We start from the raw sequence: 24,820 nt of genomic DNA on the forward strand, positions 1-24,820 counted from the left end.
GGGTGCATAGGTGGGTACACTGGATTCTTTGACCTCGAGGCCCCATGTCCGACCAGGAACTCCAGCCCCTCGCCCCCCGCCGGAAGACCCGCCAGATCCTGGTGGGAAAGGTGCCGGTGGGCGGGGACGCCCCCATCACCGTCCAGAGCATGACCAAGACGGACACCCGGGACGTGGAGGCCACGGTCCAGCAGATCTACAACTACGCCAACGCCGGCTGCGAGATCGTCCGCGTGAGCGTGCCCACCAAGAAGGCCGGCGAGGTCTTCCACGAGATCTGCGACCGCAGCCCCATCCCCGTGGTGGCCGACATCCACTTCGACTACCGCCTGGCCCTGGTGGCCGCGGACGGCGGCGCCGCCTGCCTGCGCATCAACCCCGGCAACATCGGCGGCCAGGACCGCGTGAAGGCCGTGGTGGACAAGGCCGGGTCCAAGGGGATTCCCATCCGCATCGGCGTCAACGGCGGCAGCCTGGAGAAGGACCTGCTGGAGAAGTTCGGCACCGCCACGCCCGAGGCCATGGTGGAGAGCGCCCTGCGCCACATCGAGGTGCTGGAGCGAGAGGGCTTCCGCGACATCAAGATCAGCCTCAAGGCCAGCGACGTCATCCGCACCGTGCAGGCCTACCGACTGCTGGCGAAACAGGTGGACTACCCCTTCCACCTGGGCATCACCGAGGCCGGCACCCCCTTCGGCGGCACCATCCGCTCCAGCGCGGGCATGGGCATCCTCCTGGCCGAGGGCCTGGGCGACACCATCCGCGTCTCGCTCACCGGCGACGGCGAGGACGAGTGCCGCGTGGGCCACGAGCTGCTGCGCTCCCTGGGCCTGCGCACCGGCGGCTTCCGCATGGTGAGCTGCCCCAGCTGCGGCCGCGTCCAGATCGACCTCAACCGCGTGGCCAATGAGATCGAGGAGGGCCTCAAGGCCATCAACCACGAGAACATCACCTACGCCGTCATGGGCTGCGTGGTGAACGGGCCCGGCGAGGCCAAGGACGCCGACCTGGGCGTGGCCGGCGGCGCGGGCGAGGGCCTCATCTACCGCAAGGGCGAGCTCATCCGGAAGGTGAAGGAGGAGGACCTGGTCCCCGCCTTCCTGGAGGAAGCCCGCAAGGTCAAGGCCGAAGCGGATGCGGCGAAGGCGTAGCTTGGACTGGCTGGCGGCCCACCCACTGGCGGCCTTCGGGCTCTACCTGATGCTGGAGGCCTTCCTGCCCGTGCGCTTCCAGCCCTCCGCCTGGGTCTGCCGGGGCGCCATCCGCGCCTACCAGGCCACGCTGTCCAGCCACCTGCCCACCCAGTGCAAGTACACCCCCACCTGCAGCCACTACGGCCTGGGCTGCATCCAGAAATACGGAACCCTCCGCGGCGGGCTCCTCACCACCTGGCGCCTCATCCGCTGCTCGCCCCTGACGGATGGCGGGATCGATCCGGTTCCCTAAACCCTCCGTCCATCTCAGGATGGAGGGTTGGGAGGCTCCGTCATGTGTGGAATCGTGTCGCTCTGCTATGCGTCTGAAGTCGCGGCCATGGGCCACGAGGCCGGGGAGCTGCTGAAGCGGCTGGAATACCGTGGCTACGACTCGACGGGCGCCTCCTTCATCGGCGCGGACGGCGCCATCACCCTCCTCAAGAAAGTGGGCGCCCCCAGCCGGGTGGTGCCCGAGCTGGGCATCGACCGCCAGCCGGGCCAGCGCTTCATCGGCCAGGTGCGCTGGGCCACCTACGGCGCCGTGACCGACGTGAACAGCCAGCCCCACCATGTGCGCTGCAAGGTGGAGATGGTGGGCGCCCACAACGGCAACATCTCCAACACGGACGCGCTGAAGCCGGCCCTCACGGCCCAGGGCCATGCGGTGAAATCCGACAACGACGGCGAGATGATCACCCACCTCACCGAGGACGCCTACGCCGCCAACCTGGCGGACCCCGGTCCAACCCTGGCCGCCTGCCGCGCGGCCTATGCCGCCGCGGGGCTGACGGAAGGCATCCCCGACGGCGCCTTCCTCCTCATCGATGCCGCCCGCAAGGCCGACGCCCGAGCCGAAGGCTCCTACGCCGCCGCCTTCGCCGATCCGAAAGTACCCGGCGTGGTGGCCGTGAAGTCGGGCTCGTCCCTCTACGCGGGCATCGGAAGCGACGCCCACGGCGACTTCGTGGTGGTCTCCAGCGACCTGACTTCCGTGCTCTCCAAGACCCGCATGCTCATCCCCCTCTCCGAGGGCGAGGGCCTCTGGTTCACGGAGCGCGAGTACCTGGTGTTCACCCTGGGGAAGGAGCTGGCCTTCTCCATGCCGCGGCCCAAGCGCTCCAAGCTCAACGTGCGCGACACGGGGCTTCGCGCCCCCTACCACTACTTCATGGAACAGGAGATCGCCTCGGCCCCGGACAACCTGGACGAGGTGCTGCGGTACTACTTCCGCGATGCGGGGACGGAGGGCCTCTTCGCAGCCTTCGAGGACCGCCAGGACCTCTGCAAGGCCCTGGTGGCCAAGGTCCTGGCCCTGTACGAGGCGCCGGAGGAGGCGGCCCTGCGGAAGGCCTTCGAGGCCCTGCTGGCGGATCCCGTCCACCGGGAGCTGGCCGCCCGGGTGGAGCCCCACGCGGACGTCCTGCGCGCCCACGGCCAGCCGGTCTCCGACGAGCGCCAGCTGCTGGTGGACCTGGGCCGCCTGGAGCCCTCGGCCGCCTCGGCCCTGGCCCTCTATGACCTGCTCTTCGTGTGGAAGAAGCGGCGCCGGGTCACCCGCCACCTCCAGGAGCTGGTGCAGGCCATCCGCGAGTCCCAGAAGGAGGGCGGGCGCGTCTTCCTGGTGGCCTCGGGCACCTCGTACCACGCGGCCCTGGTGGCGGCCACCTTCTTCAACAACCTGGCGGGCGTGGCCGTCTTCCCCTGCAACCCGGGGCAGTTCCGGTCCATGTACCTGAATGCGGTCCAGCCCCACGACCTGCTCATCGGCATCACGCAGTCCGGCGAGACCAAGGACCTGGTGGATATATTCCAGGACGTGCTCGCCCGCGTACCGGCCCTGCGCCGCATCGCGCTGGTGAACAACGAGAACAGCCGCATCCCCCAGGAGCTCTCCGAGTTCTACCTGCCCATCCTCTGCGGCCCCGAGATCGCCGTGGCCGCCACGAAGAGCTTCCTGAACCAGGTGGCCATCCTCTACGTGCTGGCGGCCTCCTTCTCGCTCACCGAGCGCAAGATCGCCGCCAACCTGGAGCGCGCGAAGGACCTCATCGCCGAGACCCTGCGCCGCTGCGAGGCCGATGTGGAGGACGCCGCCCGGCGCCTCTACCTGGAACCGTCGCTGCACATCCTGGGCACAGGCCTCATCGGCCTGGCCCGGGAGGGCGCCCTCAAGATCCGCGAGGTGGTGCTCAACCACGCCGAGGGCTACGACGCCGCCGAGTTCAAGCACGGACCCAACACCATCCTCGGGAAGAACACGCTGTTCTCCATCCAGGACCTGGCGGGCCTGCTGGAGGTCTACGAGCAGCACCGGGACGGCCGCCCCTTCGCCGGCGGCATCGAGGCCCTCCAGGCCTGGCCGGAGCTGGTGGAGACGCGCTTCTCCAACTACCCGCTGCTCTTCGTGTGCCCCGCCGAGGAGCGGGACGTGCGCATCACCATCAGCCAGATCCACACCCACAAGATCCGCGGCGCGGACATCCTCCTCATCGCCGAGAAGAACCCCGAGCTGGCCCTGGCCGTCTCCGGCAAGCCCATGGGCCAGGACCGCTACTGGTCCAAGTACATCGAGGTGCCCCCCAACGGCGATGCCAACCTCTTCGTCTTCGCCGCCACCGTGGCCCTCCAGCGCCTGGCCTTCCGCATGTCCGTGCTGAAGATGGAATACCTGGACCGGCTGGCCGTGGCGGACCATGGCGTCCACCCCGACGCCCCGAAGAATGTGTCGAAGTCCATCACGGTGGACTAAATAAAACACAATCAACATTTTGAATGTGACGTTCGAGTTATTTAAGAAAATTTGACCTTTTTAGTCAAGATGTGACTTCCCTCACGGCCCGGAGGCCCCATCTTGGGAGCCAGGGGAGGGTCCCCGCCGGAGGAGCCGTCATGAACGTGGAACTGGACACCAAGGTGGGCGAGCTGGTGATGGCGCGTCCCGAGACCATGCGCTACTTCGAGCGTCTGGGCATCGACTACTGCTGCGGGGGCCACCGCAGCCTCGGCGAGGCCTGCGACCTGGCGAAGCAGGATGCGGCGAAGGTCATGGCGGACCTGGCCACCCTCGAGCCCCCCGCGGCCGGCGTGCCCTCCTTGCAGGACTGGACCCGGGCCTCCCTGGCGGAGCTCATCCAGCACATCGTGACCACCCACCACGACTACCTCCGCGAGGAGCTGCCCCGCCTGGACATGCTCATGGGCAAAGTCCTGCGGGCCCACGGTCCAAACCACGGCGAGCTGGCCCGCGTGGGCGAGATCTTCCAGGCCCTGGCCGCGGACCTCATGCCCCACCTCATGAAGGAAGAGCAGATCCTCTTCCCCTACATCACCCAGATGGAGCAGGGTGCCTCAGGCTCCTCCTGCTTCGGGAGCGTCCAGAGCCCCATCCGCGTCATGGAGATGGAGCACGAGGCCGTGGGTGCCCTGCTGGCCGAGCTGCGGGAGCTCACGGACAGCTACACCGTGCCCGCCGACGGCTGCAACACCTTCCGGGCCCTCTACGACGGCCTGGAGACCATGGAGCGGGACCTGCACCTGCACATCTACCTGGAGAACCAGGTCCTCCATCCCCGCGCCTTGGCCATGGAGGCTGGCGTCCAGGCCTGAAGTCCGTAAAAGAGCGTTTCACCACCAAGGCACCAAGACCACCAAGAATCGCCTTCTCTTTTCTTGGTGCCTTGGTGCCTTGGCGGTGGCCCTTTGCTATTTGGGCGTGGAGCCGGATCAGTGCGTGTCTTCGAGGCTCCACCGGTCCGTGCAGCCGTGGCTTTCGACCACCTGTCGGGCCTTCCGCAGTCGCAGGGTGTGCTGGACGTTCTGCATGACGGTGAAGAGGCGGTCGTGGATGCCCAGGCGCGCCAGGTCTTCCGCGGTGAACCAGGTGACGCCGTCGTGGTCCTTCCGCGTGGCGTGATCAGCCAGGATCTGCTCGGTGATGCCCACGGGAAACCTCCGGAACTGATAGGTTGAATATCACGGAGGGGCATCGTGGCCAACTGGCGAAACACAGGATGGGGCGCAGTTGTGATGGCGGTCTGGGGCATGGTCCTGGTGCCGGTCGTCGTCCTCGGCATCCTGCTGGCCGTTCCCTTCCTCGGGCGCCGCCGCGCCTTTTTCGGCATCGGGCCGCTCTACGCCAAGGGGTTGGGCTGGTTCTGCCGGATCCCGCTGGCCCTGACGGGCTGGGACCGGCTGCCGGAAGCCGTCCGGGAGGGACGCCAGCCCGTGATCTTCATGTCGAACCACGAGAGCCAGCTGGATCCCCCGGTGCTCATCGGAATCCTGCCGGTGCCGGCGGTCTACATCGCCAAGAAGGAGGTGAAGTACCTCCCCTTCGTGGGCTGGGCGGCCTGGGTGGCGGGCGTGATCTTCATTGATCGCCGCGACCGGGAACGGGCCATCAGGAGCATCCGCGAGGCCACCGAGGAGATCCGGGGTGGCAAGAACGTGGTGATCTTCCCGGAAGGCACCCGCAGCCGCACCGGCGAGATGCTCCCCTTCAAGAAGGGCGGCTTCGCCCTGGCCATGGACGCCGGCGTGCCCATCGTGCCCATGGCCACTGTGGGCGGCCGGGAAGTGCTGCCGCCGGGAAGCCTCCGCCTCCGCCCGGGCAAGTACGTGGTGGCGTTGGGCGAGCCGGTGGATCCTGCGGCGCTCGCCGACCGGGAGGCCCTCATGACTGAGGTCCGCGGCCGCATCGAGGCGCTCATGGCCGAGGCCAGGAAGGCGCTCTGACCGCTCAGCGGAAGACGGGGTCCTGCTGGGCGACCCGGCGCTTGCCGGGATGCAGGCGGTCCGCCAGCTCCAGGAGGCCCCGGGCCTCGGCCGCGTTCCCCAGCTTCGCGGCCATGCGGGCCATGAAATAGAGGTTCACCGAGAGCACCCGCCGCTCGTTGTGCTTCTTGGCCAACAGATCCGAAGCGAGGACTTTCTGCCGATAGGCTTCGAATCCCGCCAGGGCCACGGCACCCTCCCCGGCGAGGGCCTTCTTCAGCCCCGCCAGCAGGACGGTGTTGGAGTGGTCCGGAGGCCAGGCCCCTTCCAGCTCCCGCAGGTAGCCTTCGGCGGTGCCGGTGTCCTGCAGGTCCCAGGCCGCATAGACCATGAGGCTGCGCAGCACGTTGGAGCCCGGCACTTCCCGGAGGCCCGCCCGCAGCCGGAGCTCGGCCTCCGCCGACCGGCCCATCCACAGCAGCGCGTCGGCGGCGGTGACATAGGCGTACTCGGCCGCGGGACGCAGGGCGATGGCGCGATCCGCGTGCTGGAGCGCCGCCGCCAGGTCGCCTTCGTTCTGCAGCAGCACCCCGTAGCGATGGTGGGCCTGCCAGCCCTCCGGGAAGAGCTCCAGGGACTTCTCGAAGTAGCGGCGGGCCGCAGCGTGGTTGTCCGCCCCCTCCAGCCCTGCGAAGACGTCTGCCAGCACGTCGTAGGCGCGGTGGTCGGCGGGATCGAGGCGCACGGCCTGGAGCGCCGACCGGCTGGCGCCCTCCAGATCCCCCAGGCGCAGGAGGATGGAGCCCAGCGCCCGGTAGGCCTGCGAGGCGCCGGGATCCAGGGTGATGGCGGCCTCGGCGGCCGCCTTCCCCTGGCGCAGCAGGGCCTGCCCCTCCGCGAAGCGCCCCTGGCTGAGGGCGCGGGTGGCGCCCAGCTCCGCCAGGGTCCAGGCATACTCGGCGCGCGCCGGCGCATAATCCGGCTCGATCTCGATGGCCGATTGCAGCAGCGAGTTGGCCAGCTGGACCGAATCCTGGTTGCCCTCGGTGAGCACCTGCTGCGCCTTGGTATAGAGCTCACGGGTGCGGGGGTTCCGGGCCTGGATCCTGGGCGCGCCAGCCTCGCCCGCCAGGCCCATCTCCTGCGGGAGGCGCTGCTGCAGCTCGTCCTCGATCTTCAGGAGGTCGCCCACGGGACGGTCCAGCTGGAACTGGTGTGTGGTGGCCCCGTGGACGGCGTCCACCACCCGGACGCCCATGCGGATCTGCCCACCCACCACCTGGAAGCTGCCCAGCACCAGCAGCTCGGCCTTGAGCTGGCGCCCCAGCTCGCCCAGGGCCTTCGGGGCCTGACCCGGCGTGTCGCCCAGCTGGTTCATGGCCTCCACCACCCGCAGGCGGTCCACCACCAGCATGTCCTCCCGCCGGACGAGCCCGTAGGCCATGGCGTCGGCGAAGCTGTTGCTGAGCCAGGCATGCTCCGCATCGGGCTGCAGCTGCTCCAGGGGCAGGATGGCCACCACGCGCCGGCCCCTGGTGAAATCCACCCGGGAGGCCCGCCGCGCTTCGCCCAGCCCCGTGGCCAGGGCCCGGCGCACCAGCAGCCCGCCGACGACCCCTCCCACCACCAGCACCAACGCGGCCGACACCAGCAGCCGTCGGCGCCGGGTCCGCTGGATCCGCACCGCCGACAGGCTGAGGTGCGGGACCGTGGCAGTCGGGTTGTCCTCGGCTAGTCCGGCGGCCAGCGCCTGCAGGCTGGGGAAGCGGTCCTTGGCGGACTTGGCCATCAGGCGATGGATGGCGTCCTGGAGGGTGCGAGACAGGTCAGGCCGCAGGTCCGACAGGGGCCGAGGCTCATCCCGCGTCACCGCGTAGAGCGTGTCCACCAGGCTGGCCCGGCGGAAGGGGTGAGTCGCCGTGGCCAGCTCGTAGAGCACCACGCCCAGGCTGAACTGGTCGGACTGGCCCGTGAGCGGCTGGCCGTTGGCCTGCTCAGGGCTCATGTAGGCTGGCGTCCCCTGGCTGTAGCCCGGCGCCGTGCTTTCCACCAGGGTCATGTGGTGGGAGGTCTGGCCCACGGGGAGGTCCTCGACCCCGCGACGCGCGATGCCGAAGTCCAGGATCTTGAGCTGGCCGTCGTCCGTGAGGAGCATGTTCTCGGGCTTGATGTCGCGGTGGACGATCCCCTTCTGGTGGGCATGGAAGAGGGCCGAGGCCGCCTGGCGCGCCAGGTCCTGGAGGGCGCCCCCATCCAAGGGGTGGCCCACCAGGGTGCGGAGGGTCTGCCCCTCCACCAGCTCCATGGCGATGTAGGGGATTCCGTCCACCTCCCCGGCGTCGTAGATGTGGGCAATGTTGGGGTGATTGAGCTGGCAGGCCAGCTTGGCCTCGCCGATGAGCGCCTTGCGGCGCAGATCGTCGGCATCCTTGAGGATCTTGAGGGCCACTTCCCGCTCGAGGCGCAGGTCCAGGGCCTTCCAGACCTCGCCCATGGCGCCTTCGCCCAGCCGGGCCAGCAGACGGTAGGAACCGAAATGAGAGGCGTCAGGGGTCAAGCGCGTCCTTGCGGAGGTAAGGCAGTATACCGATCGGACTAGGCGAGGGATTAGCCCCAGGTCGGCGGCTTGACTGGATTCTCGAAATGTCGAGAATCAAACGGGAGGTGCCCGTGGCCGCACTGGATCTCGAGACCGCCCTCACCGGAGCCCGGCTGGTGGAGGAAGCAGGTGCCCTCCTCACCCTCGGCGAGGAGCCGGAGCGCATGGTGGCCCACGCCTTCGAGCGTCTGGGCCAGCTGGTGCCCTTCGATCTGGCCACTGTCCTGCTCCGGGAGGGGGAGGTCCTCCGGGTCGCCTACGCCGTGGGTCCCCTGGCCACGCCCCAGCTCGCGAAGGCCCTCATCCCCGTCCGGGGCAACCTCCGCCTGCTGAGCGCGCTCAAGGCCCGGTCCAGGCCCGCCACCTTCGAAGAGGATGATCCCGGCGAGGACACCTTCCATGGCCTCATCGACATGCCCCGAGGCCACAGCTGCCTGGTGGCCCCCCTGCGCAGCCAGGGCGAGACCTTCGGCCTCATGACCCTGGATGCCATGGTCTGCCGCCAGTACCCCGAGAGCGTGCTGCACCATGTGGGCGTCTTCGCCTCGCTGCTGGCGCTGGGCATCAAGCAGGCTGAGTACCTGGGCCGCCTGGCCGAACGGGAGCGGAGCCTGGCCGAGGAGGTCAGCTACTTCCGGGAGGTCCAGCGCCGGGATGTCCTGCAGGAGCCCCTCCGGGCCGAGAGCCCCGCCATGCGCGCCATCCTCGACCAGCTGAGGCAGGTGGCCCCCACGGTGACCACGGTGCTCGTCACCGGCGAGACCGGCACCGGCAAGGAGAAGGTGGCCCAGACCCTCCACCATCTCTCGCCCCGCCGCGAGCGGCCCTTCATCAAGGTAAACTGCAGCGCCCTCCCCGCGACGCTCATCGAGTCCGAGCTGTTCGGCCACGTGAAGGGGGCCTTCAGCGGCGCCGCGGCCGCGCGGAAGGGGAGGTTCGAGCTGGCGGACGGCGGCACCCTCTTCCTGGACGAGATCGGCGACCTGCCCCTGGACCTCCAGCCCAAGCTGCTGCGGGCCATCCAGGAGAAGGAGATCGACCCGCTGGGCGCCGAGAAGCCCCGGAAGGTGGACGTGCGCCTGGTGGCCGCCACCCACACGGACCTGCGCAAGGCCGTGGCCGAAGGGCGGTTCCGCGAGGACCTCTTCTATCGCCTCAGCGTGTTCCCCATTCACCTCCCGCCCCTGCGCGAGCGGCCCGGCGACATCGCCGCCCTGGCGGAGAGCTTCCTCGACAAGTTCGCCCGGGAGAACCGCCGCGCGGCCATCCACCTGCCGGCCCCGCTCCTGGAGCAGCTGCAGGCCTACCCGTGGCCCGGCAACGTGCGGGAGCTGAACAACGTCCTCGAGCGGGCCGCCATCCTCTCGACGGGCCGGGAGCTGCGGCTGCCCCCCGGCGCCCTGGCCGCGCGCGGAGGCGCGGAGAGAGCTGGGCGCCCCCACACCTGGGAGGCCCAGGAGCGGGCCTATCTGGAGCGGCTGCTCCACCACACCCGCGGCAAGATCGCCGGCGCCGACGGCGCGGCGGCGGTCGCCGGCCTGGCCCCCTCCACCCTGCTCTCGCGCCTGGAGAAGCTGGGCCTCAGGCCCAAGGACTTCAAGGAATCGTGATAGGTTAGGCATCCCCTTCCGGAGCGACGGATGAGCGAGATCCCCGGCACGACTGAAACCCTGCCCCCGGAGGCGCCGGCCCTCCGCCCCATCCCCTTCGAGGACCTCGAAGCCATCCCGGGCTTCTGGGCCCGGGTGGGCGCCATGTTCCGGCTGGTCTTCAGCAACCCCATGGAGCTCTTCGACCGGGTTCCGACCACCGACGGCCTCGGCGCGCCCTGGCGCTTCCTCCTCCTGATGTCGGTCCCCGTCTTCCTCATCACAGCCCTGCTGTTCTTCCTCCTCGGCATGGGCATCATGGTCGCGGCCCTGGAAGAGGCCGGAAAACCCGAAGGCCGGGCCATCGCCGCCGCCATGCCCCTCGTCTTCGGCGCCTTGCTGCTGCTCATGCCTCTCTTCACCTTCCTGGGCATGGTGGTCTTCGGGGCCTTGAGCCACGCCTTCCTCTGGATGTGGGGCGGCCTCAAGCCCGGTGTGGGCGTGGGCCAGAGCATCCGCGCCTACGGCTACGCCTCGGCCTTCATCCAGCTCGGCGCCTGGATTCCCACCCTCGGCTTCCTGATTCAGATCGCCGGCCTGGTCGTGATCGGAATGGGCCTGGCGAGGATGCACAAGACAGAGGCCTGGCGCGGGATCTGCGCCGTGCTGACGCCGCTCCTGCTCATCTGCTGCTGCGGCTTCATGCTCATCATGGCTGTCCCTGCGGTCCTCGCGGCGGTGGGGCGGTAGCCTCAAGCCAGGCCCTCACGGCCGGGCCGACCGCATCGGCCTCCAGGACGCGATGGATCGCGCCGGCGGCCAGGGCCTCGGCCGCGCCCCAGGTCTCGAAATGCCGGAACAACCGGTCCGCACCCTCGCGGCCCAGGATCTCCGGCAGGCGGACGGTCCCGCCGAAGCCGGTCAGGATGCCATGCTTCGCCGCCGGGTGGGCCAGGCGGAGGCCGCCCTTGCCCGTGATGGGGTCCGCCGCCACTGCCCAGCGTTCCTGACCGTGCAGGGCCAGGTCGCAGCCGCCGCCCATGGCCACGCCCGAAATCAGCGTGAGGGTGCGCCAGCCGGGCCAGAGCAGGTGACTCATCACGCGCTGGCCCCGACGCGAGAAGGGCTCCGCCGACATGGGGTCCAGGGCCCCCACCTCGTGGAGGTCCGCACCGGCGGTGAAGTGGTGGCCCCGGCCCGTCATCCAGGCGGAGCCGCTGAGGGCCACCCGACGCACGCCGCCTCCCCGCAGCTCGATGAAGAGCCGGTCCAGGGCCACCAGCAGGTCGCTGTGGAGGCGGTTGAGGCCATCGCCGGAGCGCAGCCCGACCCAGGCCCAGTCCGCGCCGCGCAGCAGGTCCAGGGAGGTGCGCCCCTCGTGCCAGACGGTCGGAGTCATGCCAGCCCCAACCGGGTGAAGGCCGCCTCCAGGGGCTCGGCGTCGGGATCCCACGCGGGCGACCCGGGCAGCTGATTGCGGAACCAGGTGGCCTGCCGCTTGGCGTAGGCCTGGGTCTCCTGCACCACGGCGGCCTGGATGGCCGCGGGATCGCCCCCGGCCATCCAGGCCGCGTAGCCCAGGGGTCTCAGGGCCTCGAGGTCGCCCGCGCGGCCCGCGGCCACCAGGTCCGCCACCTCGCGCGGCCAGCCCGCGGCCACCTGGGCGGCCACTCGCGCGGCGACGCGCTCCCGCTGGCGCTCGCGGCCGGGCAAGACAACCAGCACCCGCCAGCCCGCGGGAACGCCCGTGTCCGGGCCGGACAGGAAGCTCGAGGGGGCTTGGCCGGAGGCGAGATGGAGGGCCAGGGCGCGCTGGACCCGGGCGCTGTCGTTGGGATGGAGGGCCGCGGCCCGGGCCGGGTCCACCGCCGCCAGGAAGCGGTGCAGCGCGGGCATGCCCAGGATCGCGCCCCAGCGCCGCACGCGGTCCACCAGGACGGCTGGCACGTCCGGCAGGTCACTGAGCTGGCCCCAGATGCCCCGCAGGTACAGGCCCGACCCAGTGACCAGCACCGGCTCGCGGCAGGCCGAGAGCCTTTCCCGCACCCAGGCCCCGAAGGCCGTGGGGTTGGGGCGGGTCGAAAGAGGCAGCTCCCCGTAGCCCAGGTGGGGCACCCCGCCCCGCTCCGCTTCATCCGGCTGACCGCTGCCAATGGTGAGGCCGGCGATGGCCTGGTAGGGGTCCCCGTTCACCACGGTGCCGCCGACGCGCCGGGCCACGGCCACGGCCACGGCGGACTTGCCGGAGGCCGTGGGTCCGAGGATCGCGATGGGCATGGCTTCAGTCTACTGAGTCGGGGAACCTCCGCCTCCATGCCCTCACCCCAATAGTCATGCGCCACCTGGTCTGCCTCTGCCTCGCCTCCAGCCTCCTGGCTGGGGGGAAGCCTGCCTCCGAGGTGCCCGAGCCCGGAAAGAACCGGGCCTTCCTGTCGCGGATCACGGGCGACAGCGAGGGCGGGGCCCGGCCCTGGCATACCTACAAGGCCCCCCCGGAATCGGCTTCCGCCGTGGTGGAAGTCATCGGCGAGCTCACCCGGGAGGAGCTCCGCCAGGTCGCCTTCCAGGAGTTCATCGTCTGGTTCCGGGAGGATCTCCGCCGCTTCCTGAAAGCCCACGGCGGCGTCCTGCCCGAACCCACCAGCCTGGCCTCCGCCACCCTTCCCCTGGACCGGTTCGGCGGCAACCCCGTGCCCCGGAACGTGCCCCTGGGACGCGTGGGCTTCTGATCGCCGCTCCCGTAGGAGAAGCGGAACGCGAAGGGCGCGAAGCCGCCTCCGGCGGAGCGAAGAACTTCCCCATTTTGAATCACCCTTCACGTCCTTAGCGCCCTTCGCGTTCTTCATTTCTGTTCGGGCCGTCTACTCCATGAGCCTCGGCAGCAGCAAGGCGGCCTGGTCGCGGGCCAGGCGGGCGGCCTCCAGGGCGTTGCGGGCCGCATCTTCGGGGGACTGGCGGGGGGTGAGCAGGGCCTCGAGCTGGCCCCGGAGGCGGGCAGTCTCCCTTTCCGGGTCGGGAAGGTGGCGCTGGGCCGCCGTCTCGAAGACAGCCAGGAAGCACTGGATGGCATCGCAGGCTGCGGAGACGATGGCCCCGCTGTGCCGGCGGTCGATGTCCAGGGCCAGGGCCGCGGCCAGGAAGCGCAGGCCGTCCTCGAAGCGGTCCTGGGAGGGGTTCGAGGGCCCGGATCCGCTCATGGCCGACCGCCTGCGGGGGCCGCGGCCCAGTGGGTGTCCGTGCGCCCGGCAAGCTGACCCGCGGGATCGAAGCGCCATTCCGTAAAACGTGCCGCGCCATCCCTTCGCAGGGTGGCGAGCGTCGTGCAGCGGGTTCCGTAGGTCGGATCGACGATGAAGGCCGGGGACAGCTTGCGTTCGAGTTCCAGGCCCACGCCCGTGTCCGGCAGCTCGGCATCGGCGGCAGGCGTCGGATCCGCCAGCGCGGCCAGAAGGGGCGCCTCGTCGCCATGTCCGGAGGCCACCCAGGCCGCCATGGCCCGCCGGAGCTTCTCGGTCTTGGGCCACGGCGTGTCCAGGTCCGCGTTGGAGACCACATGCACCCCTGGCGGCACCTCGCGGGAGAGGAACCGCGGGTGGTTGTTCAGGTAGCGCAGGTTTGTCCCGTCCCAGAGCAGCAGGTTGAACCCTGCGAAGGCCATGGCCCGCTCGCGGAGTTCGTCGGAGAAAGCCCCGGCCGGCTGCCGGCCGCGCACGAAGGAGGCCACCAGGCCGCCCCGCGACGGCGCGCCGGGGTCCGGAGCGACCATGCGCCTCACGTTGGTGACGCAGGCCAGGCGACCGCGCTTCGAGAGGGCCAGCCAGCTGCCGCCCTGGGACAGGTCGCGGCCTCCGAACACCTCGGGGGCGTCGTCCCAGGGACCGGCCGGTGCCGTGGGACGCGCGTGGTACTCGTCGCGATTGGCGGCGATGACGAGCTCGAAATCGGGGTGGGCGCGGTAGGCGAGCGCGATGAGGCACATGGCTCCCCATCATAGGCCCCATGCCCCCGGCTCAACCCTCGGGGGGAATTCCCCGTAGCCCTCCCGTCCGAGGTGACCCCATGCGTCCTGGCCTGCCCCTGCCCCTGGCCCTGCTGCTCTGCGGCGCCCTGCTCCGGGCCGACGGTCTCTCGGACCTGAAAGCCGCGCTCAAGGGCCTGCCGGCCCCGGCGAAGGTCAAGGTGAAAGTCGAGGCGGAGAGCCTCGAACGGGAGTCCGGGAAGGACAGTACGGAATGCCGGACCACCGTGGTGGAGGATGGCTCTGAGGGGACGCGGATCCTGGAGGACAGCCGCGCCGCAGCCACCCCGGCCAAGGCGAAGGGGGGCACCCGGGCCCCGGGAGCGGCAAAGAAGGGCTCCGGCGAGTTCCACGACGAGCTTCGGCCCGCCGAGGGCCTGCTGGAGCAGCTGGAGAAGGCGCGGCTGCTGGAGGAGAGGGCCGAGGCCTACGAGGGCCGGCCCGCCCGCCGGCTGCGGCTGGCCATGGACCTGGACCTGGACGCGGAGGCCCGCAGCCACCTGAAGAAGGCCGACTACGAAGCCACGGTCTGGATCGGGTCCGACGGCCTGCCCCTGGCCATGGATCACCACATCGAGGTCCGGGCGCGGGTGCTGCTCCTCGCCAGCGTCTGGACGAAGGTCGACATCCGGCGCCGCTTCCAGCGCGTCCAGAACCGGCTGCTGGTGCTCGAAGAGCATGCGGACGTCCAGGGCGCGGCCCTGGGAAAGTCCTTCAGCGCGAAGGAGACGACCCGCTGCACCGTGCTGTGAGCGGCGTTACGGCTTGGTTTCGGGCACCACAGGGTAGTCGCCGGTGAAGCAGGCGTAGCAGTACCCGCGGCCGTCGTCGCCCATGCAGGCTTCCAGGTCCTTCAGGTCCAGGTAGCCGAGGCTGTCGGCTTCCACGAAGCCCTCGATCTCCTTCAGCGACATGTACGATGCGATGAGGTGCTGCCGCTTGGGCGTGTCGATGCCGTAGAAGCAGGAGTGCGTCGTGGGCGGGCAGGCGATGCGCATGTGCACTTCCTTGGCGCCGGCCTCGCGGACCATCTGCACGATCTTCTTGCTGGTGGTGCCGCGCACGATGCTGTCGTCCACCAGCACCACCCGCTTGCCCGCCAGCAGGTGCCGCACGGGGTTCAGCTTCACCTTCACCCCGAAGCTGCGGATGGTCTGCTTGGGCTCGATGAAGGTGCGGCCCACGTAGTGGTTGCGGATGATGCCGAAGTCGAAGGGGATGCCGGACTGCTCGGAGTAGCCCAGGGCCGCGCTCACGCCGCTGTCGGGCACGGGCACGATGAGGTCTGCCTCCACGGGATGGCGCAGGGCCAGGAGCCGTCCCATCTCGCGGCGGGCCACCATGACGCTCTTGCCGTACACCAGGGAATCGGGGCGGGCGAAGTAGATGTGCTCGAACACGCAGGGCTTCGGCTGGACCTTGGGCAGCGGGAAGACCGACCGGATGGGGGAGCCGTCCCGGGGCACCATCACCACCTCGCCGGGCGCCACGTCACGGATGTAGGCCGCGCCCACCAGGTCGAAGGCGCAGGTCTCCGAGCTGAACACGGTGGTGCCGTTCATGTGGCCCATGGCCAGGGGCCGGAACCCATGCGGATCCCGGGCCGCGATGAGGGTGTGGTCCGTGAGGATGAGCAGGGAGTACGCCCCTTCGGCCTGCCGCAAGGCCGAGACCACCGCGTCCTCCAGGGTGTCCGCCTGGGCCCGGTTGATGAGGGCCAGCAGCACCTCGGAATCCGAGGGGCTGGTGAAGGTGTGGCCGTCCGCGATCAGGGCTGCGCGCAGCGTCTCCGTGTTGGTCAGGTTCCCGTTGTGGCAGAGGGCCACCTGGCCGAAGCGGCCGTGGATGAGGAAGGGGTGGGCCGCGGAGGCCACGTTGCCGCCGGTGGTGGAATAGCGCGTGTGGCCGATGGCCGCGTCGCCCGGCAGGGCATCCAGCACCGCTTCGGAGAACACGTCCGCCACGTAGCCCAGGGCCTTGTGCAGGTGCAGCCCTTCGGCGTCGCCGGAGCAGATGCCGGCCGCCTCCTGCCCCCGGTGCTGCAGGGCGTAGAGGCCCAGATAGGTCTGCCGCGAAGCTTCCGTCTGGGGACAGATCCCGAATACCCCGCACTCGTCCCTGAACGGCATGACCCCTCCGAGCCTTCCAGATTAAACCCTGGGGGCCCGAACACCCAGATCGGATGCCGAAGACCACGACCCTCAGTGGGATGCGTCCACCCCCGTCAGCGGACCGTGCTGCCGTCCTCAGGCTCCTGGCGGGCCTCCTGGGCCCAGCTCCTCAGGGTGCTGAGCAGCACGGTCCCGGCCTCGGCGGGCGCCAGGGAACCAGCACCGTCCAGGCTCTCCAGGTGCAGCTCGATCCGGGCCAGGTCGCCCTGCTCGAAGTGGGCGCTGAGGTCGCAGAGGGCCAGCAGGCCCGGCGCCACCTCCACCAGGACCGTGGAGGCGTGCAGCTCCTTGGGCATCTCCAGGCTCCAGACCGGCACGCTCCGGGGACCGAAGCGCAGGGCGATGGGCTCCGCGTGGGTCTGCGGCGAAGGGCCTGCGAGATAAAGCAGGCGCTCGGCCCGGCCCAGCAGGAGCGCCTGGGAATAGGGCGTACCCTGGCCGCGGTCCGCCTCCAGCCGCCAGCCGCCCATGCGGGGCTTCTTCACGCGGTTGTGGCTGGTGGTGCCTTCCGTGGCCACGAGGCGGAACCGCGTCTCCAGCGGCGCGGCCTCGCCGCGCAGCCACATCTGCATGCGGTACCGGAGCCCTTCCTGTGCCGCCGCGGGAAGGGAGAGAGCCAGAAGGAGCGCCAATCGGATCAAGGAACCACCATCCTCACCTTCGAGCATGCCATCTCATGCGATCCTGGGCCATGCCGCTCTGCTTCGACCTCGACGGAACCCTGGGCCACTTCAGTTCCGGGTTCGTGCTGCTGAGGGAGGCCCTGGGCGATCTCTGGGGCGCGCCGCCCAGCGCGGAGGACCTGGGCCGCTGCTCGGGCTCCACCGACTGGGAGATCGTGGACGAGCTCCACCGGATGCGCTTCGGCCGGGGGCTGGACGAACCCGGCTACGAGGCCTACCAGACCGCCTGCGTGGACCGCTTCCGGGCCGCTTTCGCGCCCGGCGGACGTGAGGCCGTGGCCTATGCCGGCATCCTCGACGCCCTGCACCGCCTGGCGGAGCGCCACGCCGTCTGGGTGGTCTCGGGGAATGCGCCGGAGCTGCTGGCTTTCAAGGCCGACGCCCTGGGCATCGACCCGGCCATCCCCCGCCTGGGCTCCCTGCCCCGCCATGACCGCGCAGACCTGCTGAAGCGCGCCCTTCGGCACTGCCCCGGCCCCCACCTCTACGTGGGAGACCGCCCCCATGACCTGGCGGCCGCCGAGGCCGCGGGCCTGCCCTTCCTGGGCGTGGGGCCCGCCGTTCCAGGGGAGCACCCGAGCCTTTCCGTGGACGCGGGCATGGACCAGGTCCTCGCCTCCGTGGCGGCCCTGATCTAGGTCGCCCCGGAAAGGTCCTCTCGGGCGGCGGCTTCCGCCCACCGGGCCGCCTCCCGCGGGTCCCTCACCACCCCGTGGCCGCCCAGGTAGGCCTGGGCCATGGCCCGCATCGCGTCCCGGTGCCCGGCCTCCGCCGCCCGGCGGAACCAGGACACGGCACCGGCCTCGTCCCTGGGCAGCTGGGACGTCCCGCTCCGGTAGCTCAGGCCCAGCCGGTAGCAGGCGTCGGCATCTCCCGCCTCGGCGGCCTCCCGAAGCCGGTCCCGGCCCCTCCTGGGACCCTCGCGCCGCAGCCGCCAGGCCTGCCAGGCCAGCATCAGGCCCGGAGGCAGGAGGACCAGCAGCGGCATGAAGAAGAGCCCCGCGGCCCCCGCCAGGAAGAACGTGACCGCCACTCCCAGGAGCAGCCCTGCAAGCAGGACCGCACCCACGCCCAGGACCCAGCGACCGGCCCAGTGGGCGACCAGGCGCCCCGCCAGGGCATCGGCGTGCCGCGCCACCCCCGCCCCGACCCTCACGAGGGGGTCCTCTGGCGCGGCGTCATGACGGAGGGGGCTCCGGCTCAGCGGCGCGTGGGGTCGGAGGCGCTCGGAGACCTGAGCCCAGCGGCGGGCCAGATCCGGATCCTGGAGGGCCCCGTCCCCCGAAGCGCAGGCCTGGGCCAGCCAAGCCGCGGCAGGGCCGAATCCCGCCGTGGCGGCCCGCTGGTACCAGAGCAGGGACCCGGCGGGGTCCCGGAGGCAGCCGCGGCCCGTGCGCAGCGACTCCGCGTACCAGAAGGCCGCCTCCGCATGACCCTTTCGCGCCGCACCGGCCAGGCGCTCCGTGCCGGCGATCTGGCCCCCGGCGCCGAAGCCGCCGTCCAGCCAGGCCAACCCCTCCTGGAAGAGCCCCTCGGACCCGCCCAGACGTGCGGCCTGATCCAGGCACCACCGGGCCTGGACGGACCGGTGGGCCTGCCGGGCCCAGTGGATCCACAGGGCCTCGGGACCCGGCGCAAGCCGGGCGACCCAGCGGCGGAGGAGGCGCTCCAGGCCCAGGAGGACCGAAGCCTCCGAGCCGGCGAGGGCCCCGATGAAGGCCAGAACGCCCATGGTCCAGAAGGTGAGAAGGAGCAGACCGGCCCAGCCAACCGCCACCCGGGCGAGGGGGGTCGGCAGCAGGAGCAGAGGTCCCAGGAGGATCAGGGCCAGGAGCGCCAGGGGGCGGCCCCAGACAGCCGGGCCCGCCACCGGCGCCTTCGGGGGGGCCACGTCACCGCCCCTGGAGCGCCTCGTCCAGGGCCCGCTTGGCCATGCCTTCGCCATAGCCCGACCAGCGCTTCACCACCCGGCCCTCGCGGTCGATGATGAAGGTGGTGGGTATGCCGCGGACTTCGCCCAGGGGTTCCAGCCCCCCCCTTCCGTCGGGCACGAAGGCCTTGAGCCCCAGCTGGGGATTTTTTGAGAGGAAGGGCGTCACGTCGGCCCAGCCGTTCCGGTCCACCGAGATGGGCAGCACCACGTAGCGGTCGCCGCCGGCCTTCTGGAGCTCCGCCACTTCCGGCAGGGACTTGCGGCAGGGCGGGCACCAGGTGGCCCACACGTCCACCAGCACCACCTTGCCCTTGTACTCGGCCACGGTGTGGCGCATCCCCTCGGCGTCCAGGAAGGCCACCCGGCTCACATCCGTGCCCGCAGAGGCGCCATCCCCGCGGAGGGTCCGGAAGCCCATCACCCCCGCCAGCAGCAGGCCGCCGCCCACCAGGGCCACCGCGGCGACCGTGCGCCAGCGCGATTCGGGGACGTAGGCATCGGACATGGGAACTCCCGCCAGCAAGTCTTCAGGGTACTGTCCCGCTCCGGGACTTCATACTGGTTCGATGCCGCTGATCTCCGCTTCCGACCTCCGCGACCGCTTCGCCTCGATCCGCCTGCTGGACGCCCGCCAGGATCCCGCCGACTACGCCTCCGGCCACCTGCCTGGAGCCTTCCACGCGGACCTGAACCGCCACCTCAGCACCGCCTGCGATCCAGGCCACGACCCCGCGCAGGGCGGGCGCCATCCCCTGCCGCCCCTGGCGCGCTTCGCCGCCCAGGTCGGCGCATGGGGCATCGGACCGGACACCGAGGTGGTGGCCTACGACGCCGCGGGCGGAAGCAACGCCGCGGCCCGGCTCTGGTGGATGCTGCGGGCGCTGGGGCATGAGCGGGTCGCGGTCCTGGACGGAGGCCTGGCCGCGGCCCTGGAGGCTGGCTTGACACTGACTGTCGACATTCCTGCCGCGAGCACCCTTCCGCCCCATCCCGCCGACCGCTGGCGCCTTCCCCTCGCGGATGCGGAGGCTGTGGAAACCCTCCGGCACGATCCCTCCCGCAGGCTGATGGACGCCCGCTCCCCCGAACGCTGGCGCGGCGAGAACGAGACCCTCGACCCCGTCCCCGGCCACATACCCGGTTCCGTGAACCTCTACTGGGCCGACAACCTGGGACCTGACGACCGCTTCAAGTCCCCGGAGGCCCTGCGGGTCCAGTACGAGGCGGCCCTGGGCGGCGTGTCGCCGGACCGCCTGGCCATCCACTGCGGCAGCGGCGTCACTGCCTGCCACAACCTGCTGGCCATGGAAGTGGCGGGTCTGCGCGGGGCCGCCCTCTACGTAGGGAGCTGGAGCGAGTGGTGCCGGTCTCCCCGGGAGAAAAGCGGATCCACGAAGAGCACGAAGTAAAGAAGGCATGGCCGCGAAAAAAGGCCGACGCCGCCGCTCCACCCGACCCAATCTCCTTCGTGTTCTTGATTCATGTCCTGGTGCCCTGCGTGGAGATCCTTAGATCCATGAACCCTTGGAAAGGCCTCCGGGGCCTCCCCCGCGAAGTGTGGCTGGTCTGCGCCAGCACGCTGGTGAACCGGCTGGGCACCATGGCCCTGCCCTTCCTGGTGCTCTACCTCACGGAAGCCCGCCGGTGGACGCCGGAGCAGGCGGCCTTCGGCATGATGGTCTACGGCACCGGCGCGCTGACGGCGGGCCCCTTCGCGGGCCGGCTGGCGGACCGACTGGGCCACGTCCGGGTGCTGAAGGCCAGCCTCTGGATCTCCGGCGCGCTGATGCTGGTGCTGCCCTTCGCCGGTCCCCGCCCCCTGCTCTTCGTGCTCATCTTTCTCTGGGCGGCCTTCACCCAGGCCTTCTGGCCCAGCGCCATGGCCCTGCTGGCGGACCTCGCCGCGCCGGAGCAGCGCAAGGCGGTCTACGCCCTGCACCGACTTTCCGTGAACCTGGGCATGGCCGTGGGCCCGGCCCTGGGCGGCGTCATCGCCCACCACAGCTACACCTGGGTGTTCTGGACCGACGGCCTCAGCACCCTGGCCGGCGCCGTGCTGCTGGGCCTGCTGTTCACCGCGACCCCGCGCCCCGCCGCTCCCCAGGGGCATGCGCCGGGCGCGAGCCCCTGGCGGGACCGCCGCCTGGCCTTCCTGCTGCTGCCCTTCATCCCCATGCTGATGGTGTTCTTCCAGATCGAGGGAACGCTGCCGCTCTGGGTGGTGCGCGACCTGGGCCTGGGCAGCCGCTTCTACGGCCTGCTGTTCACGGTGAACACCCTGCTCATCGTGGCCCTGGAGGTGGCCCTCAACCTGGCCATGGCCCGCTGGTCCCACGGGCGGCAGCTATTTCTGGGCTCGCTGTTCCTCGCCTTCGGCTTCGGCCTCACGGCCTGGGCCACGGGACACGCCACGCTGATCCTCACCACGATGATCTGGACCTTCGGCGAGATGACCCTCTTCCCCGCCATGAGCGACGCCGTGGCCACCCTGGCCCCGCCGGACCGCCGAGGCGAGTACATGGGCCTGCTCTCGCTCTGCTTCGCCATCGGGCTGGCCTTGGGCCCCTGGCTGGGCGTACTGGCCTATGCCAAGGCCGGGCCGCGGGCCCTGTGGATCGCCACCTTCGGCGTCTCCCTCGCCGCCGGCCTGATGCTGGCGAGGTTCCGGACGCCGGCGGCCCAGAAGGCGCCTGGACCGACCGGCTAGAATGGTCTCCAGCAGGAAGGCAGCGGAATTCGGGAGGCGCCCATGGGGGTTCTCGAATTGCTCAAGGAAGCCCTGGCCGCCACGGCGCGGAACAAGCTCCGGGCCATCCTGACCATGCTCGGGATCATCATCGGCGTGGGCGCCGTCATCGCGATGATCGGCATCGGCGAGGGTTCCAAGCGGGCCTCCGTCGCGATCATCCGGAACATGGGCTCCAACATGCTGACCATCTTCCCGGGAGCCCCCGGCACCCACACCCACCATGGGCCGCAGGCCATGGGCAGCGGCGAGATCCTCAAGGAGGACGATGCCGCGCTGATCCAGGCGGAGCTGCAGGACTCCAGCGTGCGGGCCGCGACGCCCCAGGTCCAGACCACGCGTCCGGTGATCTACCAGAACGCCACCTTCATCACCCACGTCCAGGGGACCGGGCCCGAGTTCCAGACCATCCGTGCCTGGGAACTGGAGGCCGGACGCTTCTTCACCGAGGGCGAAGTGAGGGGCCAGGCCCTGGTCTGCGTCATCGGCCAGACCGTCAAGGCCACCCTCTTCCCGTACGGGGATGATCCGCTGGGGCAGACCATCCGGGTCGGCACGCTTCCCTTCCAGGTCGTCGGCCTGCTGGAGCGCAAGGGCGCCGGCATGTGGGGCGACCAGGACGACCTCGTCGTGGCCCCCTACACGACGGTGATGCGCAAGGTCATGGGCCGGACCACCATCCAGCGGATCGTGGTCAGCGCGCACGAAGGCGAAACGGGCCTCGCCGAGGCGGAGATCACTGCCCTGCTCCGGCAACACTTGAAGGTGCCCCTCAGCCAGGTGACGCCCTTCAACATCCGGAAGCAGGACGAGATGGTCCAGGCCATGGAGCGGCAGGCCAGCATCCTGACGGCCCTACTCGCGGTCGCCGCGAGCATCTCCCTGGTGGTCGGCGGCATCGGGATCTCGAACATCATGCTGGTGAGCGTGACCGAGCGGACCCGGGAGATCGGCATGCGCCGGGCCGTGGGCGCCACGAGACGGGCCATCCTCTGGCAGTTCCTCTCCGAGACCGTGGCCCTCGCGGGGCTGGGCGGAATCCTCGGCGTCGCGCTCGCCTTCGTGGCCATCGCCCTGCTGGCCCGCCTGCAGGTCCCGGCAGTCACCGAGGGATGGGCCATCCTGCTGGGGCTGGGGTTCAGCGGCGGGGTCGGCCTCGCGGCGGGCCTCCTGCCTGCGCTGAAAGCCGCCCGGCTGGACGTGATCGATGCGCTGCGCTATGAGTAGCTCCTAGAGGGCGTCCGTCGACTTCATCCGCTGCCGGAGGACGTACTTCTGGATCTTGCCCGTGGAGGTCTTGGGGATGGGGCCGAAGACCACCATGGGCGGCACCTTGAAGCGCGCCAGGTGGGCCCGGCAGTGGGCGATGATGTCCCCCTCCTTCGCCGTGGCGCCGTCCTTCAGCTCCACGAAGGCGCAGGGAACTTCGCCCCACTTGGGGTCGGGCTTGGCCACGATGGCGGCCACCAGTACGTCGGGGTGGCGGTAGAGCACGTCCTCCACCTCCAGCGAGGAGATGTTCTCCCCGCCCGAGATGATGATGTCCTTGCTGCGGTCCTTGATCTTCACGTAGCCGTCGGGCTCCAGCACCGCCAGGTCCCCGGTGTGGAACCAGCCGCCGGCGAAAGCCTCCTCCGTGGCCGCGGGGTTCTTGAGGTAGCCCTTCATGACGATGTTGCCGCGGAACATGATCTCGCCCATGGTCTGGCCGTCGGCGGGCACCGGCGTCATCGTGGCCGGGTCCATCACCGTCATGGCCTCCTCCATCAGGTAGGGGATGCCCTGGCGCCCGTTCAGCCGGGCGCGCTCCGCAATGGGCAGGGACTCCCAGGCCTCCTGCTTCGCGCAGACGGCGGCGGGGCCGTAGGTCTCGGTGAGGCCGTAGACGTGGGTGATGCTCACGCCCAGCTTCTCCATGCCCTCGATGATGGCCGCCGGCGGCGCGGCTCCGGCGATGAGCGCCGACACCGGATGCCCCAGCCCTTCGGGGATGAGATGGGCGGAGTTGATCAGCATTCCGTGGACCACCGGGGCCCCGCAGAAGTGGGTGACACCGTGGCGCTGGATCAGCTCGAAGATGGTCTTCGGATCCACCTGCCGCAGGCAGACGTTGACGCCGGAGAGGGCGGCCACGGTCCAGGGGAAGCACCAGCCGTTGCAGTGGAACATGGGCAGGGTCCACAGGTAGACCGAGTGGGGCGGCATGTTCCAGCTGAGGATGTTGGCCACGGCGTTGAGGTAGGCGCCCCGGTGGTGGTAGACCACGCCCTTGGGGTTCCCCGTGGTGCCCGAGGTGTAGTTGAGGGAGATGGCGTCCCACTCGTCCGCCGGCAGCTGCCACTCGAAGTCGGGATCGCCCTCCCGGATGAGCTGCTCGTACTCGAGGCGGCCCAGCAGGTCGCCCTTGGCCGCCGGATCATCCACGTCCACCACGAGGAGCTCCTGGCCCTCCAGCAGCTCCAGGGCGCGGCGGATGGTCGGGGCGAAGTCCCGGTCCGTCAGCAGCACCTTGGCAGCACCGTGCCTGAGCATGAAGGCGATGGATTCCGCGTCGAGGCGCGTGTTGAGCGTGTTGAGCACCGCCCCGGCCATGGGCACGCCGAAGTGGGCCTCGAACATGGCCGGCACGTTGGGGAGCATCGCGGCCACCGTATCGCCGGGCTTCACGCCGCGGCGGGCCAGGGCCGAGGCCAGGCGGCGGCAGCGGGCGTAGGTCTCGGACCAGGTGAGCGTCCGGTCCCCGTGGATCACGGCCAGCTTCCGCGGGAAGACCATGGCGGCGCGGGCCATGAAGGTGAGCGGGGACAGGGGGACGTGGTTGGCCGCGTTTTCGTCTAGTCCCGTGGCGAAGGGGCTCTGGCCCATGGCGTCCTCCGTGGTGCAGATGGGTGATGGGATGTGGAAAGGTCTGATCCAGCCTACCTCTGGGAAAGACGGCTTCACAACGCCATCCCTTGTCGCCCCTTGCTCCTCATCTGGGGACGCCCTCACTCACGCGGAAAGAGTCTCATCATCACTCGGCTTTCCTGACTGCCGACGATTGAACCTGCCCCAGAGTCCCTTGCCATTGGCGCCCGCCGACACGCCCCCCGCTCCCTCGGTTCTCATCTGCTGGGCAGGAGTCTCATCTTGCCTCGTGATGATATGCTCAAAGGCTCCCAACCCCAGTGAG

Annotated in this window: 24 protein-coding genes; 13 read left to right on the forward strand and 11 right to left on the reverse strand. The window is 70.3% G+C overall.

The window, feature by feature from the left end; translation table 11 throughout:
* Nucleotides 1-44 precede the first annotated feature (44 nt).
* The 4 genes from ispG (at nt 45) to ric (ending at nt 4,802) form a co-directional block, all read left to right on the forward strand.
* Nucleotides 45-1,151, forward strand: coding sequence for a flavodoxin-dependent (E)-4-hydroxy-3-methylbut-2-enyl-diphosphate synthase (gene ispG / locus ML539_RS13810; protein WP_243324810.1), 1,107 nt, complete (start codon nt 45-47; stop codon nt 1,149-1,151).
* 49 nt (nt 1,152-1,200) lie between these two features.
* Complete coding sequence (gene yidD / locus ML539_RS13815) at nt 1,201-1,446, forward strand: membrane protein insertion efficiency factor YidD (protein WP_347710769.1); 246 nt, start codon at nt 1,201-1,203, stop codon at nt 1,444-1,446.
* A 42-nt stretch (nt 1,447-1,488) separates the two neighbouring features.
* Nucleotides 1,489-3,945 carry an SIS domain-containing protein gene (locus ML539_RS13820; protein ID WP_243324813.1) on the forward strand — a complete coding sequence of 819 codons (2,457 nt, stop codon included), beginning with the start codon at nt 1,489-1,491 and terminating at the stop codon, nt 3,943-3,945.
* A 140-nt stretch (nt 3,946-4,085) separates the two neighbouring features.
* Nucleotides 4,086-4,802: an iron-sulfur cluster repair di-iron protein gene (gene ric, locus ML539_RS13825; RefSeq protein WP_243324815.1), complete on the forward strand. Its 717-nt coding sequence runs from the start codon at nt 4,086-4,088 to the stop codon at nt 4,800-4,802.
* Nucleotides 4,803-4,919: 117 nt separating this feature from the next.
* Here ric and ML539_RS13830 read toward each other — a convergent pair whose 3' ends face one another.
* Nucleotides 4,920-5,138: a hypothetical protein gene (locus ML539_RS13830; RefSeq protein ID WP_243294919.1), complete on the reverse strand. Its 219-nt coding sequence runs from the start codon at nt 5,136-5,138 to the stop codon at nt 4,920-4,922.
* A 45-nt stretch (nt 5,139-5,183) separates the two neighbouring features.
* Here ML539_RS13830 and ML539_RS13835 point away from each other — a divergent pair, with 45 nt between their 5' ends.
* Nucleotides 5,184-5,930 (forward strand): lysophospholipid acyltransferase family protein, encoded by a 747-nt coding sequence (locus tag ML539_RS13835; protein ID WP_243324818.1) that lies wholly within the window; start codon nt 5,184-5,186, stop codon nt 5,928-5,930.
* Nucleotides 5,931-5,934: 4 nt separating this feature from the next.
* Here ML539_RS13835 and ML539_RS15595 read toward each other — a convergent pair whose 3' ends face one another.
* Nucleotides 5,935-8,466: a serine/threonine-protein kinase gene (locus ML539_RS15595; RefSeq protein WP_279341663.1), complete on the reverse strand. Its 2,532-nt coding sequence runs from the start codon at nt 8,464-8,466 to the stop codon at nt 5,935-5,937.
* Nucleotides 8,467-8,552: 86 nt separating this feature from the next.
* On the opposite strand from ML539_RS15595, the gene ML539_RS13855 reads away from it, so the two are divergent.
* Both ML539_RS13855 and ML539_RS13860 read left to right on the forward strand, forming a co-directional pair.
* Nucleotides 8,553-10,118, forward strand: a complete 1,566-nt coding sequence (locus ML539_RS13855; RefSeq protein WP_243324820.1) for a sigma 54-interacting transcriptional regulator — start codon at nt 8,553-8,555, stop codon at nt 10,116-10,118.
* A gap of 30 nt (nt 10,119-10,148) precedes the next feature.
* Complete coding sequence (locus tag ML539_RS13860) at nt 10,149-10,847, forward strand: YIP1 family protein (protein WP_243324822.1); 699 nt, start codon at nt 10,149-10,151, stop codon at nt 10,845-10,847.
* Here the strand turns inward: ML539_RS13860 and ML539_RS13865 are convergent.
* Together ML539_RS13865 and ML539_RS13870 are read right to left on the reverse strand one after the other, a co-directional pair.
* Entirely contained in the window at nt 10,807-11,496 is a 690-nt protein-coding gene (locus ML539_RS13865) for an enoyl-CoA hydratase/isomerase family protein (RefSeq protein WP_243324824.1), read from the reverse strand. The two genes, ML539_RS13860 and ML539_RS13865, sit on opposite strands and share 41 nt — an antisense overlap.
* On the reverse strand, nt 11,493-12,374 hold the full coding sequence (locus tag ML539_RS13870) for an isopentenyl transferase family protein (RefSeq protein WP_243324826.1): 882 nt from the start codon (nt 12,372-12,374) through the stop codon (nt 11,493-11,495). Before ML539_RS13870 ends, ML539_RS13865 begins: the two co-directional genes overlap by 4 nt.
* A 56-nt stretch (nt 12,375-12,430) precedes the next feature.
* Between ML539_RS13870 and ML539_RS13875 the strand changes: the two genes are divergently transcribed.
* Nucleotides 12,431-12,826: a hypothetical protein gene (locus ML539_RS13875; RefSeq protein ID WP_243324829.1), complete on the forward strand. Its 396-nt coding sequence runs from the start codon at nt 12,431-12,433 to the stop codon at nt 12,824-12,826.
* A gap of 132 nt (nt 12,827-12,958) precedes the next feature.
* Here ML539_RS13875 and ML539_RS13880 read toward each other — a convergent pair whose 3' ends face one another.
* Both ML539_RS13880 and ML539_RS13885 read right to left on the reverse strand, forming a co-directional pair.
* A complete protein-coding gene (locus ML539_RS13880; RefSeq protein ID WP_243324831.1) occupies nt 12,959-13,294 on the reverse strand; it encodes a hypothetical protein in 336 nt (111 codons plus the stop codon).
* Nucleotides 13,291-14,076, reverse strand: coding sequence for an NRDE family protein (locus ML539_RS13885; RefSeq protein WP_243324833.1), 786 nt, complete (start codon nt 14,074-14,076; stop codon nt 13,291-13,293). The genes ML539_RS13880 and ML539_RS13885 overlap by 4 nt, the downstream gene beginning before the upstream one ends.
* A gap of 80 nt (nt 14,077-14,156) precedes the next feature.
* Here ML539_RS13885 and ML539_RS13890 point away from each other — a divergent pair, with 80 nt between their 5' ends.
* Entirely contained in the window at nt 14,157-14,867 is a 711-nt protein-coding gene (locus tag ML539_RS13890) for a hypothetical protein (protein WP_243324835.1), read from the forward strand.
* A gap of 6 nt (nt 14,868-14,873) precedes the next feature.
* Here the strand turns inward: ML539_RS13890 and purF are convergent, their stop codons facing one another.
* Together purF and ML539_RS13900 are read right to left on the reverse strand one after the other, a co-directional pair.
* Nucleotides 14,874-16,244: an amidophosphoribosyltransferase gene (purF, locus tag ML539_RS13895; RefSeq protein WP_243324838.1), complete on the reverse strand. Its 1,371-nt coding sequence runs from the start codon at nt 16,242-16,244 to the stop codon at nt 14,874-14,876.
* A 95-nt stretch (nt 16,245-16,339) separates the two neighbouring features.
* Nucleotides 16,340-16,954 (reverse strand): hypothetical protein, encoded by a 615-nt coding sequence (locus ML539_RS13900; protein ID WP_243324840.1) that lies wholly within the window; start codon nt 16,952-16,954, stop codon nt 16,340-16,342.
* 23 nt (nt 16,955-16,977) lie between these two features.
* On the opposite strand from ML539_RS13900, the gene ML539_RS13905 reads away from it, so the two are divergent.
* A complete protein-coding gene (locus ML539_RS13905) occupies nt 16,978-17,607 on the forward strand; it encodes a haloacid dehalogenase-like hydrolase (protein ID WP_243324843.1) in 630 nt (209 codons plus the stop codon).
* On the opposite strand, the gene ML539_RS13910 is transcribed toward ML539_RS13905, so the two are convergent.
* On the reverse strand, nt 17,604-18,860 hold the full coding sequence (locus ML539_RS13910) for a hypothetical protein (RefSeq protein WP_243324844.1): 1,257 nt from the start codon (nt 18,858-18,860) through the stop codon (nt 17,604-17,606). The two genes, ML539_RS13905 and ML539_RS13910, sit on opposite strands and share 4 nt — an antisense overlap.
* A gap of 1 nt (nt 18,861) precedes the next feature.
* Nucleotides 18,862-19,407: a TlpA disulfide reductase family protein gene (locus ML539_RS13915; RefSeq protein WP_243324846.1), complete on the reverse strand. Its 546-nt coding sequence runs from the start codon at nt 19,405-19,407 to the stop codon at nt 18,862-18,864.
* Between the two features lie 61 nt (nt 19,408-19,468).
* Here ML539_RS13915 and ML539_RS13920 point away from each other — a divergent pair, with 61 nt between their 5' ends.
* The 3 genes from ML539_RS13920 (at nt 19,469) to ML539_RS13930 (ending at nt 22,875) form a co-directional block, all read left to right on the forward strand.
* Nucleotides 19,469-20,311 (forward strand): sulfurtransferase, encoded by an 843-nt coding sequence (locus ML539_RS13920; RefSeq protein ID WP_243324853.1) that lies wholly within the window; start codon nt 19,469-19,471, stop codon nt 20,309-20,311.
* A 107-nt stretch (nt 20,312-20,418) separates the two neighbouring features.
* The gene (locus ML539_RS13925) at nt 20,419-21,609 is read left to right on the forward strand and encodes an MFS transporter (RefSeq protein ID WP_243324854.1); all 1,191 of its coding nucleotides are present in this window, start codon (nt 20,419-20,421) and stop codon (nt 21,607-21,609) included.
* A 42-nt stretch (nt 21,610-21,651) separates the two neighbouring features.
* The gene (locus ML539_RS13930) at nt 21,652-22,875 is read left to right on the forward strand and encodes an ABC transporter permease (protein ID WP_243324855.1); all 1,224 of its coding nucleotides are present in this window, start codon (nt 21,652-21,654) and stop codon (nt 22,873-22,875) included.
* A 3-nt stretch (nt 22,876-22,878) separates the two neighbouring features.
* On the opposite strand, the gene ML539_RS13935 is transcribed toward ML539_RS13930, so the two are convergent.
* Entirely contained in the window at nt 22,879-24,513 is a 1,635-nt protein-coding gene (locus ML539_RS13935) for an acyl-CoA synthetase (RefSeq protein ID WP_243324856.1), read from the reverse strand.
* Nucleotides 24,514-24,820 lie beyond the last annotated feature (307 nt).

The sequence above is a fragment of the Geothrix sp. SG200 genome, assembly GCF_022808935.1.
Taxonomy (GTDB): domain Bacteria; phylum Acidobacteriota; class Holophagae; order Holophagales; family Holophagaceae; genus Geothrix; species Geothrix alkalitolerans.